This window comes from Novosphingobium beihaiense, assembly GCF_022832375.1.
GTDB lineage: Bacteria > Pseudomonadota > Alphaproteobacteria > Sphingomonadales > Sphingomonadaceae > Novosphingobium > Novosphingobium beihaiensis.
In genome coordinates this window covers 48,634-62,751 of record NZ_JALHLG010000016.1, presented here as the reverse complement: position 1 = coordinate 62,751, position 14,118 = coordinate 48,634, and the positions used below count along the sequence as shown (strand labels likewise).

12 protein-coding genes are annotated in these 14,118 nt (G+C 64.2%); 8 read left to right on the top strand and 4 right to left on the bottom strand.

Going from position 1 to position 14,118, the window contains the following annotated elements; genetic code table 11:
* Nucleotides 1–8: 8 nt before the first annotated feature.
* The gene (locus tag MTR66_RS12575) at nt 9–1,346 is read left to right on the top strand and encodes a formimidoylglutamate deiminase (RefSeq protein WP_243921535.1); all 1,338 of its coding nucleotides are present in this window, start codon (nt 9–11) and stop codon (nt 1,344–1,346) included.
* Nucleotides 1,347–1,361: 15 nt separating this feature from the next.
* Here MTR66_RS12575 and MTR66_RS12570 read toward each other — a convergent pair whose 3' ends face one another.
* Together MTR66_RS12570 and MTR66_RS12565 are read right to left on the bottom strand one after the other, a co-directional pair.
* Nucleotides 1,362–2,150 carry a UTRA domain-containing protein gene (locus MTR66_RS12570; protein WP_243921532.1) on the bottom strand — a complete coding sequence of 263 codons (789 nt, stop codon included), beginning with the start codon at nt 2,148–2,150 and terminating at the stop codon, nt 1,362–1,364.
* A 92-nt stretch (nt 2,151–2,242) separates the two neighbouring features.
* Complete coding sequence (locus tag MTR66_RS12565) at nt 2,243–3,430, bottom strand: MFS transporter (protein ID WP_243921530.1); 1,188 nt, start codon at nt 3,428–3,430, stop codon at nt 2,243–2,245.
* Between the two features lie 368 nt (nt 3,431–3,798).
* Here MTR66_RS12565 and MTR66_RS12560 point away from each other — a divergent pair, with 368 nt between their 5' ends.
* On the top strand, nt 3,799–4,656 hold the full coding sequence (locus MTR66_RS12560) for an aldo/keto reductase (protein WP_243921528.1): 858 nt from the start codon (nt 3,799–3,801) through the stop codon (nt 4,654–4,656).
* Nucleotides 4,657–4,727: 71 nt separating this feature from the next.
* Here MTR66_RS12560 and MTR66_RS12555 read toward each other — a convergent pair whose 3' ends face one another.
* Nucleotides 4,728–5,771 carry a LacI family DNA-binding transcriptional regulator gene (locus MTR66_RS12555; RefSeq protein WP_243921526.1) on the bottom strand — a complete coding sequence of 348 codons (1,044 nt, stop codon included), beginning with the start codon at nt 5,769–5,771 and terminating at the stop codon, nt 4,728–4,730.
* Nucleotides 5,772–5,972: 201 nt separating this feature from the next.
* On the opposite strand from MTR66_RS12555, the gene MTR66_RS12550 reads away from it, so the two are divergent.
* The 5 genes from MTR66_RS12550 to MTR66_RS12530 all read left to right on the top strand — a co-directional run bounded on the left by MTR66_RS12550 (nt 5,973) and on the right by MTR66_RS12530 (nt 10,964).
* A complete protein-coding gene (locus MTR66_RS12550; RefSeq protein WP_243921524.1) occupies nt 5,973–7,208 on the top strand; it encodes an MFS transporter in 1,236 nt (411 codons plus the stop codon).
* A gap of 16 nt (nt 7,209–7,224) precedes the next feature.
* Complete coding sequence (locus MTR66_RS12545; protein WP_243921522.1) at nt 7,225–8,361, top strand: Gfo/Idh/MocA family protein; 1,137 nt, start codon at nt 7,225–7,227, stop codon at nt 8,359–8,361.
* Nucleotides 8,362–8,383: 22 nt separating this feature from the next.
* Entirely contained in the window at nt 8,384–9,352 is a 969-nt protein-coding gene (locus MTR66_RS12540) for a sugar phosphate isomerase/epimerase family protein (protein WP_243921519.1), read from the top strand.
* 20 nt (nt 9,353–9,372) lie between these two features.
* Nucleotides 9,373–10,419, top strand: coding sequence for a sugar phosphate isomerase/epimerase family protein (locus MTR66_RS12535; RefSeq protein WP_243921517.1), 1,047 nt, complete (start codon nt 9,373–9,375; stop codon nt 10,417–10,419).
* A 173-nt stretch (nt 10,420–10,592) separates the two neighbouring features.
* The gene (locus tag MTR66_RS12530) at nt 10,593–10,964 is read left to right on the top strand and encodes a DUF2255 family protein (RefSeq protein ID WP_243921515.1); all 372 of its coding nucleotides are present in this window, start codon (nt 10,593–10,595) and stop codon (nt 10,962–10,964) included.
* Nucleotides 10,965–10,988: 24 nt separating this feature from the next.
* On the opposite strand, the gene MTR66_RS12525 is transcribed toward MTR66_RS12530, so the two are convergent.
* Nucleotides 10,989–12,824, bottom strand: coding sequence for an acyl-CoA dehydrogenase (locus tag MTR66_RS12525; RefSeq protein WP_243921513.1), 1,836 nt, complete (start codon nt 12,822–12,824; stop codon nt 10,989–10,991).
* A 113-nt stretch (nt 12,825–12,937) separates the two neighbouring features.
* On the opposite strand from MTR66_RS12525, the gene MTR66_RS12520 reads away from it, so the two are divergent.
* Nucleotides 12,938–14,086: a zinc-binding dehydrogenase gene (locus MTR66_RS12520; RefSeq protein WP_243921511.1), complete on the top strand. Its 1,149-nt coding sequence runs from the start codon at nt 12,938–12,940 to the stop codon at nt 14,084–14,086.
* Nucleotides 14,087–14,118 lie beyond the last annotated feature (32 nt).

Sequence of the window (14,118 nt, the reverse complement as noted above, 5' to 3'; positions counted from 1 at the left end):
AACTGCGGATGACGGCTATATGGTTCGCACAGGCGCTGCTGCCAGATGGATGGGCATCGGGTGTCCGCGTCCGGATCAACGGCGGCCGGATCGGTACGGTGGAAACAGATACAGTCCCTGAAGCAGGTGACGAGCGCTTTGCCACTGGCCTTCCCGGCCTGCCCAACCTCCACAGCCACGCGTTTCAGCGCCTGATGGCAGGACTGGCGGAAACCCGGCTGGGCCCGGAAAGCGACGACTTCTGGAGCTGGCGCGATCTGATGTACCGGATCGCCGGACAGATCTCGCCCGAAGACGTGGCCGCTATTGCGGCCATGGCCTATGCCGAAATGCTGGAAGCAGGTTTCACCCGCGTTGGCGAGTTTCACTACCTGCACCATCAGCCGGACGGGCGGCCTTATGACAATCCCGCCGAAATGGCCGCAGCGATCGCCGCAGCCGCGCAGGAAACGGGCATCGCGCTGACCTTGCTGCCGGTGTTCTATGCCCATGCGGGCTTTGGAGGCATGGCTCCAGATAAAAGGCAGCAGCGTTTCATCTGCAATCTGGACCGTTACGCCACGCTGCGCGAAGCGAGCCGTGAGGTGATCGCTCCCCTCCCCGGCGCCGTGCTGGGCATGGCACCGCATTCGCTGCGCGCCGTAACGCCGGACGAACTTCCCGCGCTGCTGACACTGGCTCCGGAGGGCCCCATCCACATCCACATCGCCGAACAGGCGAAGGAAGTGGAAGAGTGCCTGTCGTGGTCAGGCCAGAGACCGGTGGAGTGGCTGCTCGATCATCACGATGCCAGTCCGCGCTGGTGCCTGATCCACGCGACGCATGTAGATCAGGCCGAACTGGCGAACATCGCCGCCAGCGGTGCTGTCGTGGGCCTTTGCCCGGTCACCGAAGCCAATCTGGGCGACGGGATATTCCCTGCAGCCGGGTTCATGGCGGCAGGAGGCACTTTCGGCATCGGCAGCGATTCCAATGTCCGGATCGATGCCGCCGAGGAATTGCGGTGGCTCGAATATGGACAACGCCTCTCGCGGCAGCAGCGCACGGTTCTGGCTAAACCAGACCGGTCCAACGGGCGCATGCTGTTCGATGCCGCGTTGGCAGGCGGTGGCAAGGCACTTGGGGCAACGCCCGCGCTAGAGGCCGGTGCCCCTGCCGATATCGTTGCCCTTGCCCCCGATCCGGTGGGGCCGGGAGACTATGCGCTGGACCGCTGGATATTCGGCAACGGGCGCATCGACAGCGTCTGGCGCAATGGATGCCGGATGGTTTCGCAAGGCCGCCATTGCCAGCGTGATGCCATCGAGCGCCGCTTTGCCGCCGTGGCTGGCAAGCTGGCCGTCTAGCCATCAGGAAACAGCCTACCAGGAGGGCCGGAAGCCTCCTTCCAGACTGTGGTCGTCCCCCGGATACCAGAACCGTCCGAACGTGACCGGAATATCGCCATTCCAGGTGCGCCGCTCGACGACAAGGCACGCTTCGCCTTCGGCAATCGCCAGCTGCTCCGCCACCATGGGCGTGGCGCCCCGCGCGGCGATGCGGTGCTTCGCTTCGGTCCAGGGCACATTGGCCAGCAGCCATTGGCCCGGGCTTACATCCTCCAGCAATTGGCAAGTGATGCGGGGCGCAGCCTCGACATTGACGAAACGCTCTTCAAGCTGGAACGGCTTGCCGTCCGCGAGGTGCAGGCACAGGATCTGGATAACGGGGACATTCTCCCCAAGCCCATGCCCGGTGCGGCTGGGCGCCCCTTCCGCCATCATGCCGCAGCGGATCAGCCGGTAGCCATAATGGCCGCCTTCCCGGCGCACGGCATCGGCCGGGTCCCAGATTTCGAGCACAGGGCGTTCGCGCGCGCGGCCCGTGACGATCGTGCCGGTTTTCGGGCGGCGTTCGACGAGCCCTTCTGTGGCAAGGCTCTGGATTGCCTTGTTCACCGTCATGCGCGCGGCCGCATAGTGATGGGTCAGGACCAGTTCGGAGGGAAGCCGGGTTCCGGCAGGCCAGTCTCCATTGAAGATCGCCAGCGCCATCGACCGGCGGATCTGCAGCCACAGCGGGCCTTCGCCATCCAGCGGCGGAATCGCATCGGCCTCAACCGGCCCGGCCGCCACCCCCCTGTCACCCTTCGCAGCGATCGTTACCTCCATGACCTGCCATACGGCCTGCCCCGCATTAGCCGGCCGGGCAAAGGCACACCACCCGCCTGCCCTTGCCCGGCGCAGATGCTTATACCTGCGATTCAGGCACCGCGATGCGATCGAAGGCATGGCCAGGCCAAGCCAAAAACAGCCAGCGCAAGACCGGTCAGGCCGAACCCGGCCAGAATCGGAGAGCGCAGCCCCCATCCCGCATCGACCGTGACGGCACCAGCAATGGCTCCCACGGCATTGGCAATGTTGAAGGCAGCCATATTGAGCGCCCCCATCATCGTTGGTGATTCCGGCGCCATGCGCATCATCTGGACCGTGATCGAAGGCACGGCGGCATTCAGCAGAAACGCGCAGACAAAGAACATCGCCATCAGCGCGATAGCCACGGGAGCAAGAAAGTACATCGCCACCATGGCGGCCATCGCGGTCATCAGGGCCAGAATCATTGCCCGGAAACGGTACCGGTCCGCCATGGCGCCGCCCCACAGCGCGCCCAGCGCTATGCCGAAACCAATCAGCATCTGCGCAACCGGCGTCATCGATGCGGGCATTCCGGCGACACCGGTTACGAGCGGCCCGATGAAAGTGTAGATCGCAAAGAGGCTGGCCACGGCAAAAGAGCAGAACAGCACCATGATCCACACATTGAGGCGGCGGAGCGATGCCAGTTCCTGACGGATCGGCCCTCCGGCAAGATCGCGGCGTTGCGGCACGGCGAAGGCAAGGACAAGCGCAGCAGCCAGCGCCAGCAGCCCGATCGCGGCATAGGCCGCGCGCCAGTCAAACTGCTGCCCGATGAAAGTGCCGAGCGGCGCCCCGGCAATAGTCGCCACGGATATGCCGGAGAACACCAGCGACACGGCGCGCCCTGCCCGGTCCGGCCCGACGATGCGCGTGGCGACCGTCGATGCAGCGCCGAAATAGACGCCTTGCGGCAGGCCGCTGAGGAAACGCCCGGCGATCAGCGAGACGAGATCCCCCGCGAAGGCGGTGCATATGTTGGCAAGAAAGGCCAGCACGATCAGGGCAATCAACAGCCGCTTCTTGTTGAGCCGGGCCGTCGCGATTGTCAGCACCGGCGCGCCGATCATCACGCCGACCGCATAGGCGGTGATCCCGTTGGCCGCAGCCGGGATACTCAGCCCGAGATCCCCGGCAAAGAGCGGCATCAGCCCCATGCTGGCGAATTCGGAGGTGGAGATGGCAAAGGCGCCAAGGCCCAGTGCCAGAAGAGCAAGCGCGCTTCCCCGCGCTCCGGGAGTGTGTTGTTCGGTCATTGTCTGAAAGCCACTTTACGGTTGGTCCCGGCGGACGGCGCTTATGGCCGTGCCCGCTTATGGGACCGCCGGGTTGAAGCGGCGCTTCTACAGCCCTGCCCGGCTGCGGATAACCACTCTTCTGTTTCGCGCGGCGATGAGCTCAGCTCATGCTCAGAGAGGAAACCCGTGCGACTTTATTTTCCTGCGTTCTGCCACGGATGTATCCGTAGATGAGCACAACTCAACGCTGCATCGCATCCACCCTATCTAGTCCGCACCGTGCCTGAGGCTTAGTTTGGGAGCATGGAAACACGGACTCGCTTGAGTTCGCTGCGGACACCGGAAGCGCCGGATCTGCATGTCCACGAAGACAGAAAGGCTGAAAAATGATCCTGAGCGAAACCTACACCCTCTCCAACGGCGTTGCCATTCCCAAGCTCGGCCTCGGCACCTGGATGATCGAAGACGGCGATGTCGCCCAGGTCGTGCGCGGCGCGATCGAAATGGGCTATCGCCACATCGACACGGCGCAGGCCTATGCCAACGAGAACGGCGTCGGCCAAGGCGTCCGCACCAGCGGCGTGGCCCGTGACGAGCTGTTCGTGACGACCAAGCTTGATGCCGGAATCAAGAGCTTTGCCGAAGCCAAAGCCGCGATCGATGGCTCGCTGCAGACGCTGGGCCTTGACCACATTGACCTGATGCTGATCCATAGCCCGCAGCCTTGGGCCGATTTCCGCAAGGGCGAGCACTTCTTCGAAGGCAACCTGGAAGCCTGGCGCGCAATGGAAGAAGCCTATGGCGCAGGCAAGCTGCGCTCGATCGGCGTGTCGAACTTCGAAAAGCCGGACCTCGACAACCTGATCGACAACGGCTCGGTCGCCCCGATGGTCAACCAGATCCTCGCCCACGTCAGCAACACGCCCTTTGATCTGATCGACTATACCAAGAGCAAGGGCATCCTCGTCGAGGCCTATTCGCCCGTCGCGCACGGCAAGATCCTCGACAGCGCGGACATCGCCCCGCTCGCGGCCAAGTATGGCGTGTCGATCGCCCAGCTTTGCATCCGCTATTGCCTGCAGCTTGGCATGCTGCCGCTGCCCAAGTCCGGCAACCTCGATCACATCCGCGCCAATGCGGCGGTGGACTTCGCAATTTCCGATGAAGACATGGCAGTGCTGAAGAACGTCGAGCGCATCAAGGACTATGGCGATGCCAGCGTCTTCCCCGTCTACGCCGGGTAAGTCCAAGCAGGGTAAACCTCTGCCGACTGCGGATTGACCAAGCCGATAGCCCGCGCCGGAAACGGTGCGGGCTATTGTTTATCTGCTTGTCCGGCCTGGCTGGGCAGCGCTCCGCGCAATGATGATTCCCGGACGACAAGCTGGTGGTCGAGAATGACCTGCGAAACCTCGGCCGGGGTTGCATTCAGATGCTCCAGCATCAGGCGCATCGCGGTTTCTCCAATCTCGCCTGTCGGCTGCCGGATCGTCGACAGCGGCGGCGTTACATATTCGGCGAAGCGGATATCGTCGAAACCGATGACCGCAAAATCGCCGGGGACCGACAACCCAGCCTTGCCGATCGCCCGCAGTCCGCCAATCGCCATTTCATCGTTGGCGAAGAAAATCCCGTCCGGCCGGGGATCGAGTTTCAATACGGCCTCCATCATGCGGTATCCGGATTCCACCGAAAAATCGCCTTCCAGAATATAGCCGTCCGGGCATGGCAAGCCGGCTTCGGCCAGCGCGCGGCGGTAGCCAGCGGTCCGGTCCTCGCTAAGCGTGTTGCCGGACGGCCCCGAAACCGTCGCGATCCGGCGGCAGCCCTGCCCGATCAAGTGATGCACCGCTTCGCAAGCAGCCCTTTCGTTGTCGATCGCGACATGCGGGCAAGTCAGTTCCGCAAACCGCTCACAGGCAAGAACCAGCGGCATCGGCTGCCCGCCCCCGCCCTCCAGACGCTGCGATATCTCCGCCGGTAAAAGCGAGCCCAGCAGGATCAATCCATCGGCGATCCTGCTGGAGACCATCGCTGCATAGTAGTCCAGCCTCTCCTGCCGTTCCTGCGTCTCTCCCAGCAGGACCTTGAAGCCATTGTCATGGGCGACATTCTCCACGCCCTGAATGATCCCGGCGAAAAACGGGTTTTGTATCCACGGCACGATCACGATCACCGTACGGCTGCGCATCTGGCGCAAGCCGCGCGCAAGGGCATTGGGGCTGTATCCAAGCTCCGCCACGGCGCGGTTCACCCGTTCCCGCGTCTTGGCCTGGACCTTATCGGGGTGGCTGAAAGTGCGCGAAACCGTCGCGACCGAAACGCCCGCCCGTCTGGCAATGTCTATAATCGTCGCCACACAGAGTTCCTTGACCCCAAATCAGCCAAAAAGCCAGAACGAACGGTGCCACCCGGCAAGCAGCCTTGCCTGAAGGCACGTTATGTAATGGTTTACATTACATAGCTTCAAAGCTATTTTGCGCGGAAAGAAGGCACGAGGGCCGGACCAAAGCAATAGCTTCAGCACCTCGAAGCACTGGGATTGAGGCGAGGTTCCAACGTGAATACGAAACTGAAGCTGTTCATCATGATGGCTCTCCAGCTCGCCATCTGGGGTGCCTGGGCGCCGAAGATCTTCCCTTACATGACCAGCCTTGGCTTTTCCGCCGGGCAGCAGGCGCTGGTGGGCAGCAGCTGGGGCATCGCTGCGCTCGTTGGACTGTTCTTTTCCAACCAGTTCGCGGACCGCAACTTTGCCGCCGAGCGGTTTCTGGCATTCAATCATGCCCTGTCCGGCCTGTGCCTGCTGGGCGTGGCATGGTCCACCAGCTTTACCGCGTTCTTCGGCTTCTATCTGGCCTATAGCCTGATTTATGTTCCCACCATCTCGGTCTCCAACGCGCTGGCCTTTGCCAACCTTGCGGAACCGGATCGCGATTTCGGGAAAGTCCGCTCGGGCGGCACGATCGGCTGGATTCTGGTGAGCTGGCCGTTCTACTTCCTGCTGGGCGCCCATGCGACACCCGATCAGGTGCGCTGGATCTTTCTGGTGGCGGCAATCGCCTCGTTCGCTCTCGCGGCCTTCTCGCTCACCCTACCGCACACGCCACCGCGCAAATCGGAGACGGTGGACAGCCTTGCCTGGCGCAGCGCGCTGAAGCTGCTGCGCCAGCCGTTCGTGGCCGTGCTCTTTGCCGTCACTTTCATCGATTCGATCATCCACAACGGCTATTTCGTAATGGCCGATGCCTTCCTGACCGACCGCGTGGGCATTGCCGGAAACCTCTCGATGATCGTGCTCAGCCTCGGCCAGATCGCCGAAGTGCTGGCCATGTTCGTTCTGGGCCCGGTGGTCGCGCGTCTCGGCTGGCGCACGACGCTGATCATCGGCGTTCTGGGCCACGCGGCGCGCTTCACCGTGTTCGCCTTTGCCGCGGACAGCATTCCCGTGATCATGGCCGCGCAGTTCTTCCACGGCGTCTGCTATGCGTTCTATTTCGCGGTGGTCTACATCTTCTTCGACGATGCCTTCCCCGAAGACTTGCGCACCAGTGCGCAAGGGCTGGTGAACCTGCTGGTACTGGGCATTGGCATGGTCGTCGCCAGCTTCCTGTTCCCTTATCTGATGACGCAGATCACCCACACCGTGGCCGGGCCCATCGGCCCTGAAACCGTAGTGAATTACAAGCTGCTGTTCATGGTGCCGAGCGCGCTTTCGCTGCTCTGCGCGCTGATCCTTGCCTTCGGCTTCCATCCGCCCTCGCGCGGTCCGAAGCACACGCCCGTCACGCACTGAGCCAACGGTTATGATCATGACTTCCACTGCAAGCGCCGCAAACCCCGTCCGCATGGCGATGATAGGTGGAGGCCCCGGCGCCTTCATCGGCCCGGTCCACGCCATGGCCGCGAGGCTGGACGGCAAGATCGCCCTTGTCGCGGGGGCCTTCAGCAGCGACCGGGAGCGCGCGCTGGCAGGCGGGCGCGGCTATGGCCTGCCGGATGACCGCATCTATACCGACTGGCGCGAACTGATCGCGGCAGAAGCCGCGCGGCCCGATGGCGCCGAGTTCGTCGCCATCGTCACGCCCAACCACTTGCACCAGCCCATCGCCATCGCCGCGATGGAAGCCGGGCTCCATGTGATCTGTGACAAACCCGCTGCCACCAATCTGGCCGGGACGCTGGCTCTGCACGATGCGGTATCGCGCACCGGCAGGCTCTATGCGCTGACTTACACCTACACCGGCTATCCCATGGTCCGCCGCGCCCGCGAACTCGTGCGGGAAGGCGCGATCGGTACAGTGCGCAAGGTCTCTGCCCAATATGTCCAGGGCTGGCTTGCGGACAGGGCCGAGGAGGAAGGCAACAAGCAGGCCCACTGGCGCACCGATCCCGCGCAGGCGGGCATCGGCGGCTGCATCGGCGATATCGGCGTCCATGCCTTCAACCTCGCCGAATTCGTCAGCGGGCTTGAGGTCGCCGAGATCATGCCCGATCTTTCCAGCGTGGTCGGCGGGCGGCTGCTTGACGATGATTGCAATGTGCTGCTGCGCTTTGCGGGCGGGCAGCCGGGCGTGCTGGTCGCCTCGCAGATCTGCACTGGCGAGCGCAACGACCTGACGCTGAAAGTCCACGGCACCACCGGGACGCTCACATGGAACCACGAGAATTGCGGTGCGCTGCGGATCGACCGGGCGGACGGGCGGACGGAAACCTTGCGCGCAGGCCAAGGGCTCGCGCCTGGCACCCGCATCCCGGTGGGCCATCCCGAGGGCTTTATCGAGGCTTTCGCCAACATCTATTCCGATTTCGCGGACAAGCTGCGCGGCGCCGCACAAACGCAATGCCCGATCCCCGGCATCGCGGAAGGCGTCCGCTCGATGCGGTTCGTGGAACGGGCCGTGGCGGGCAGCCGCACCCGGCAAGGCTGGGTAGCCCTGACGGAATGACATGAAGAGGGAGAGGCCTACCATGAATCCTATCGCCAGAACCGTTCCCAGCCGCCGCCAGTTCCTGTCCGGCGCGGGGCTCGCTTGCATGACGGCCGCCATGCCCGCCTTTGCGAAAGACACCTGCCCCTTCTTCGGCCGAGGCGGCCATGAACTCGGCCTCCAGCTGTTCCGGCTCTCCGAGCAGGTGAAAGCGGACCTGCAGGGCAGCTTCGCGCACCTTGCACGGCTGGGCTACCGCGCGATCGAAACGATCGCGCTGAACGGCCATAGCGCCGCGGACCTGAAAGCCGCGGCAGATGCGAACGGGCTGAAGATCCGCTCCTCGCACGTTCCCGGGCAATTCCGCTTCACCCCCGAGGACCACACCCTGCAGGACAATGTCCCGCAGATCATCGACGATCTGCACACCATGGGTGCGGACAAGGTGGTGATGGCGATCCCCATGGTGTTCGACGACATTCCCCCGTTGGGCAGCGACTTCTTCGCTAAACTGGTGGCTCGTTTCAATGCCTTTTCCGAAACGGACTGGCAGCGTGTGGCGCAGTTCCTGAACGAGCGCGGCGAAATGTTCCGTGCGGCGGGAATCCGGATGTTCTACCACAATCACAACTTCGAATTCGCACCAGTGGAAAAGACTACCGGCTGGGACATCCTGCTGCGTGAGACCGATCCCGAACTGGTGAGCTTTGAAATGGATGCCGGATGGATGGCAGCGGCAGGCCTCGATCCGATCGCGCAGCTGGCAAAAGCGGGCAAGCGCGTGCAGATGCTGCACATCAAGGACATCGATCCCGGCATGAAACCCAACTTCGCCGCCCAGCAGGTTCCCGCCCCGCTGGGCGCGGGCGTGGTCGACTGGCCCCGGCTGCTGAAGCTCGCCGATGCGCTGGGCGTATCGGGCTACTTCGCGGATCTGGAACCGCCCTTCCCGAACGGCCCTTTCGCCGCCTTCGCCGAAACCGCCGCCTATCTTTCCGCAGTACGCTGAAAATACGAAAGGCCTGAGCCATGAAGACGATCAAAGGGCCTGCGGTATTCCTGGCCCAGTTCCTTTCGGATGCGCCCGGGCGCGACACTCTGGACGGGCTTGCCGCGTGGGCGGCGGACCTCGGCTACAAGGGCATTCAGGTGCCCTGCGATCCGCGCCTGATTGAACTGGAAACGGCCGCCGAAAGCGACGCGTATTGTCAGGACATCAAAGGCCGTCTGGCCGAAAAGGGGCTGGAGATCACCGAGCTTTCCACCCACCTGCAGGGCCAGCTGGTCGCCGTCCATCCCGCTTATGCCACGCTGTTTGATGGCTTTGCCGCTCCGCAAGTGCGCGGCGATCCGGCCGCCCGGCGCGAATGGGCCGAACGGCAGGTCACGCTCGCTGCACGCGCCAGCCGCCGTCTGGGGCTGACGTCCCACGCCACCTTTTCCGGCGCGCTGGCGTGGCCCTATGTCTATCCCTGGCCGCAGCGCCCGGCGGGGCTGGTCGAGGAAGCCTTCGCCGAACTCGGCCGCCGCTGGTGCCCGCTGCTCGATGCTTTCGCAGAAAACGGCGTCCACTGCGCCTTCGAACTGCACCCGGGCGAAGACCTGCACGACGGCGTGACTTTCGAACGCTTCCTGAATGTGGTGAATGGGCATCCCGCCGCCGCCATCCTCTATGACCCCAGCCATTTCCTGCTGCAGCAGATGGACTACGCGGGCTTCATCGATGTCTATCACGAACGCATCAAGGCGTTCCATGTGAAGGATGCGGAGTTCCATCCCTCCAGCCGCAGCGGCGTCTATGGCGGCTACCAGAACTGGGTCGAACGCCCCGGCCGGTTCCGTTCCCTGGGCGACGGGCAGATCGACTTCACCAGCATCTTCAGCAAGCTGACGCAATACGGCTATGACGGCTGGGCGGTGATGGAATGGGAATGCGCACTTAAGCACCCGGATGACGGCGCACGCGAAGGCGCGGCCTTCATTCGCGATCACATCATCCGCGTGACGCCCCACGCCTTCGACGATTTCGCCAGCGCGGGTTCAGGCGAAACGCCTGCCCTGTGGTCTCCCGGCTGAGCAAAGAGCAGTAGTCACGGGCGCATTCTGCACACGCCCGTGCATGAGTATCATTCACCGGCGTGTGCAGCCTTTGCGCGGATAAAACCGGCTGGGCAGCATCCCATATGGTCCTGAGTGCGGCAGTGCCAAAACGGCTCCGCTCACCCCCGCAATCTCAGGAGAACACTCAAATGTGGACACCGCAGCAGCTCGAACAGTTCGCCGCAGCCGACGACTGCCGGATCGCCCCTTTCCGCGAGGACGGCGCCACGCCCGGAACGCCCACGTTCATCTGGTCCGTGGTCACGCCGGACGGCCTCTTCGTCCGCGCCTACAGCGGGCGCGGTTCAAGCTGGTTTCAGGCAGCCCTCAAGCAGAAAGCAGGACAAATCCACCTGGCCGGGCAAGTACACGACGTCTCTTTCGAGCCGGTTTCTGATGACGCCAACGACGCCATCGATGCCGCCTACCGTGCCAAGTACGGTGCCAGCCGCTATCTGGGATCGATGATCTCGCCCCGCGCCCGCGCGGCCACGGTCAGGGTTCTGCCCCGAAACGCATAGGCTGGCAGGGGGCGGGCCTCGCGCTTACCCCGCCTCGCCCAGGAACTCCTCCGGCGTCATCACCGCCACCGCATCGGAACCCGCCATGAGGGGCGCCAGCCAGCCGTCAATCTGCGGCAGTTCGAACTGCGCGAAGTAACGGCAGGCCTTGATCTTGCCGCTCAGGTGGTGGCGCGCCGCCTCACCTTGCGCGGTGGCGGTCACCGTGCTGGCCAGCGCTGCCATGTCCAGCCAGATCCAGCCGATTACTGCATGGCCCATCGCCGTCAGGAAGGCCGTGGCATGTCCGGCAGCGGCGGCATCGTCCGGCAGGCCAAGCAGGACATCGACAGCCGCATCGATCGCCTGCCAGGCCGAGCGCACGGCCTGCGCGCTGCTGTCCAGCACCGCATGGCCTGACGCCGAGGCCAGTGTTGCTTCGACCCGTTCGCGCAGGCGTCGATACGTGGCGGCGCCATCCCTGCGAATCTTACGGTTGACCAAATCGAGGCCCTGAATGCCGGTGGTGCCTTCATGGATCGGGTTCAGGCGGTTGTCGCGGTAGAGCAGTTCCACATCGAAATCGCGCGTATAGCCAGAGCCTCCCAGAACCTGGATCGCATAGTGCAGCGAGGTCTGGCCGAATTCGGAAGGCCATGATTTCACGATCGGCGTCAGCAGCCCGAGCAGGCTGCCTGCGGCCTCTTTCGCATCCGCATCGGCCGCCACCGTCTCTTCATCCTGCAACCGGGCCGCGTAGAGCCCCAGCGCAAAGGCCCCTTCGCAGATGGCTTTTTGTGCCATGAGCATGCGGCGCACGTCCGCGTGGGCGATGATCGGCACTTGCCTGCCACCGCGCTCGCCCACGGGCCTGCCCTGCTGGCGTTCGCGTGCATAGGCGAGCGCGATCAGATAGCCGCGATAGGCCGTCATCGCGCTGGACACGCCCACCGAAATGCGCGCCTCGTTCATCATCTGGAACATCAGCGGCAGCCCCTGCCCCGGCTCCCCGACGCGCCAGCCGATCGCGCCCGCCTCGCCTTCCGGCGTGGCGAAGCCCTCGCCCAGATTGAAGGCGGCATTGGGCAGACAGCGCTGGCCGAGCTTGTGGTTAAGGCCCGCCACGGCGACGTCGTTGCGTTCCCCGCCCGGCAGGATCTTGGGCACCACGAACAGCGATATGCCGCGCGATCCCTCAGGCAGCGATCCATCCTCGTTCGCGATCTTCGCGAGGACCAGATGGACGATGTTCTCCGTCACATCGTGGTCGGCGCCCGAAATCCACATCTTGGAGCCGCGCAGGCGGTAGCGGTGGCCTAAATCGTCCGTCCCCGCCGGAACTGCACGCGTGGTAATGTCTCCCAGCGAAGAGCCCGCGTGGGGCTCGGACAGGCACATCGTGCCGAACGTCTCGCCCGCCACCTCGGGCGCGCCGAAGGTCTCGAACAGCGGCCCCGGCGCGGCATTGGCAATCACGCGGGCATTGGCGACCGTCAGCATTACGAACCCCGCCGCCGCGCAGTTGGCCGAATGCAGGATGCCCATGGCGGCGGTATAGGCCAGAAAAGGCAGTTGCATCCCGCCCTTGTCCTCATCGAACACCGCGCAAAAGAGGCCGCTCTCCGCCAGCGCGCGCGCCGCCTCGCGGATTTTGGGATGGACGTGGACCTGCCCGTTCTCGTCCTGCCAGGGTTCGTCCGTATCGCCGGCCCGCAGCGCGGGGGCGAGCAGATCGCTGCCAATCCGTTCGGCGGTGTCGAGCATCGCCTCGGTCGTCTCCAGCGAATGGGCGGAGAAACGCTCCCCTTCGAACAGGTCTTCAATGCGCAGCCAGTCGCGCAGCATGAAGGTCAGGTCCGTGCGGTTGATGATATCGGTCATAATGGCAATGTCCTGCGCTTGGGTGGCGGAATTCGGCGCCAGCGATTTGTCTTTCCGGAAAGCATCCCTAATTGTCCTACGAACTGCCCCCTTCCGGGCGATAGGAGGATATCTTGGCCGAAACCGTTGCATTCCCGCTGGAAAGCCTTGAGCTGCGCTCGCGCGCGGGTGAGGACGCCACGCTTCTGCTGACGCTGGAACCGGTGGAGATCACCGCTCCGGCCGATGATGAAGTGGTCGTGCGGGTAGAAGGCGCGCCGGTAAATCCCTCCGACATCGGCCTGATGCTGGGCGCGGTGGAGCCGGAGGCGTTCGTGCCAAGCGGCACCGGCGAATTCCCTGCCCTTTCCGCGCCCATTCCCGCCGCCTTGTTCCAGCGGCTGCGCGCGCGGACCGGACAATCCCTGCCTGTAGGCTTCGAGGGGATGGGAACCGTGGTGGCCGCCGGGGCCGCTGCGCAGCCCCTGCTGGGGCGCACCGTGGCGATGGTCGGCAGCGGCACATACGCGCGATTTCACAAGCTTCCGGCCGCATCCTGCCTTGTGCTGCCCGACGGCACGCCTCCCCGCGATGGTGCCGCGTCCTTCGTCAATCCGCTGACCGCGCTCGCCATGACCGACACGATGCGCCACGAAGGGCACAGCGCGCTGGTCCACACCGCCGCCGCATCGAACCTTGGCCAGATGCTGGTGCGGATATGCAAGGCGGACGGCATTCCTCTCGTCAACGTGGTGCGCAGTGAGGAACAGGCGCGGCTGCTGCGCGGGATCGGCGCGGAATTCGTCTGCAACAGCGCCGCGCCGGACTTCGACGAAACGCTGGCCCGCGCCATTGGCGAAACCGGAGCAACGCTGGGGTTCGACGCGGTGGGCGGTGGCGATCTCGCCAGCCGCATCCTTTCGGCGATGGAAAAGGCGCTGAGTGCCCGGCAGGTACCCTACAGCCGTTACGGATCGGAAACCCACAAGCAGGTCTATATCTACGGCGGGCTCGATCCCAGCCCCACCGTGCTGCACAAGGACTATGGCATGGCCTGGAGCGTGGGCGGCTGGCTGCTGTTTTCGTATCTCGGCAAGATCGAGCCGGAAACCGTCGAAGCCATGAAACACCGCATCGTGCGCGAATTGACGACGACATTCGCCAGCGGCTTCAACCGGGAAATCGCTCTGGAAGACCTGTTGACCCCGGCCGGCCTGACGGCCGCCTGCGCCCGCGCAACCGGCGCGAAAGTGCTGCTGAGGCCAAACGGCGCGGCAGCCTAGGGTATGATAGCTTTTGGATAAGACCTTCGTCA

Bases quoted from the DNA above. Each gene is read 5' to 3' on its own strand.
- MTR66_RS12575 (WP_243921535.1), top strand. From the start codon at position 9: ATGACGGCTATATGGTTCGCACAGGCGCTGCTGCCAGATGGATGGGCA.
- MTR66_RS12570 (WP_243921532.1), bottom strand. From the start codon at position 2,150: ATGGAGGTAACGATCGCTGCGAAGGGTGACAGGGGGGTGGCGGCCGGG.
- MTR66_RS12565 (WP_243921530.1), bottom strand. From the start codon at position 3,430: ATGACCGAACAACACACTCCCGGAGCGCGGGGAAGCGCGCTTGCTCTT.
- MTR66_RS12560 (WP_243921528.1), top strand. From the start codon at position 3,799: ATGATCCTGAGCGAAACCTACACCCTCTCCAACGGCGTTGCCATTCCC.
- MTR66_RS12545 (WP_243921522.1), top strand. From the start codon at position 7,225: ATGACTTCCACTGCAAGCGCCGCAAACCCCGTCCGCATGGCGATGATA.
- MTR66_RS12540 (WP_243921519.1), top strand. From the start codon at position 8,384: ATGAATCCTATCGCCAGAACCGTTCCCAGCCGCCGCCAGTTCCTGTCC.
- MTR66_RS12535 (WP_243921517.1), top strand. From the start codon at position 9,373: ATGAAGACGATCAAAGGGCCTGCGGTATTCCTGGCCCAGTTCCTTTCG.
- MTR66_RS12530 (WP_243921515.1), top strand. From the start codon at position 10,593: ATGTGGACACCGCAGCAGCTCGAACAGTTCGCCGCAGCCGACGACTGC.
- MTR66_RS12525 (WP_243921513.1), bottom strand. From the start codon at position 12,824: ATGACCGATATCATCAACCGCACGGACCTGACCTTCATGCTGCGCGAC.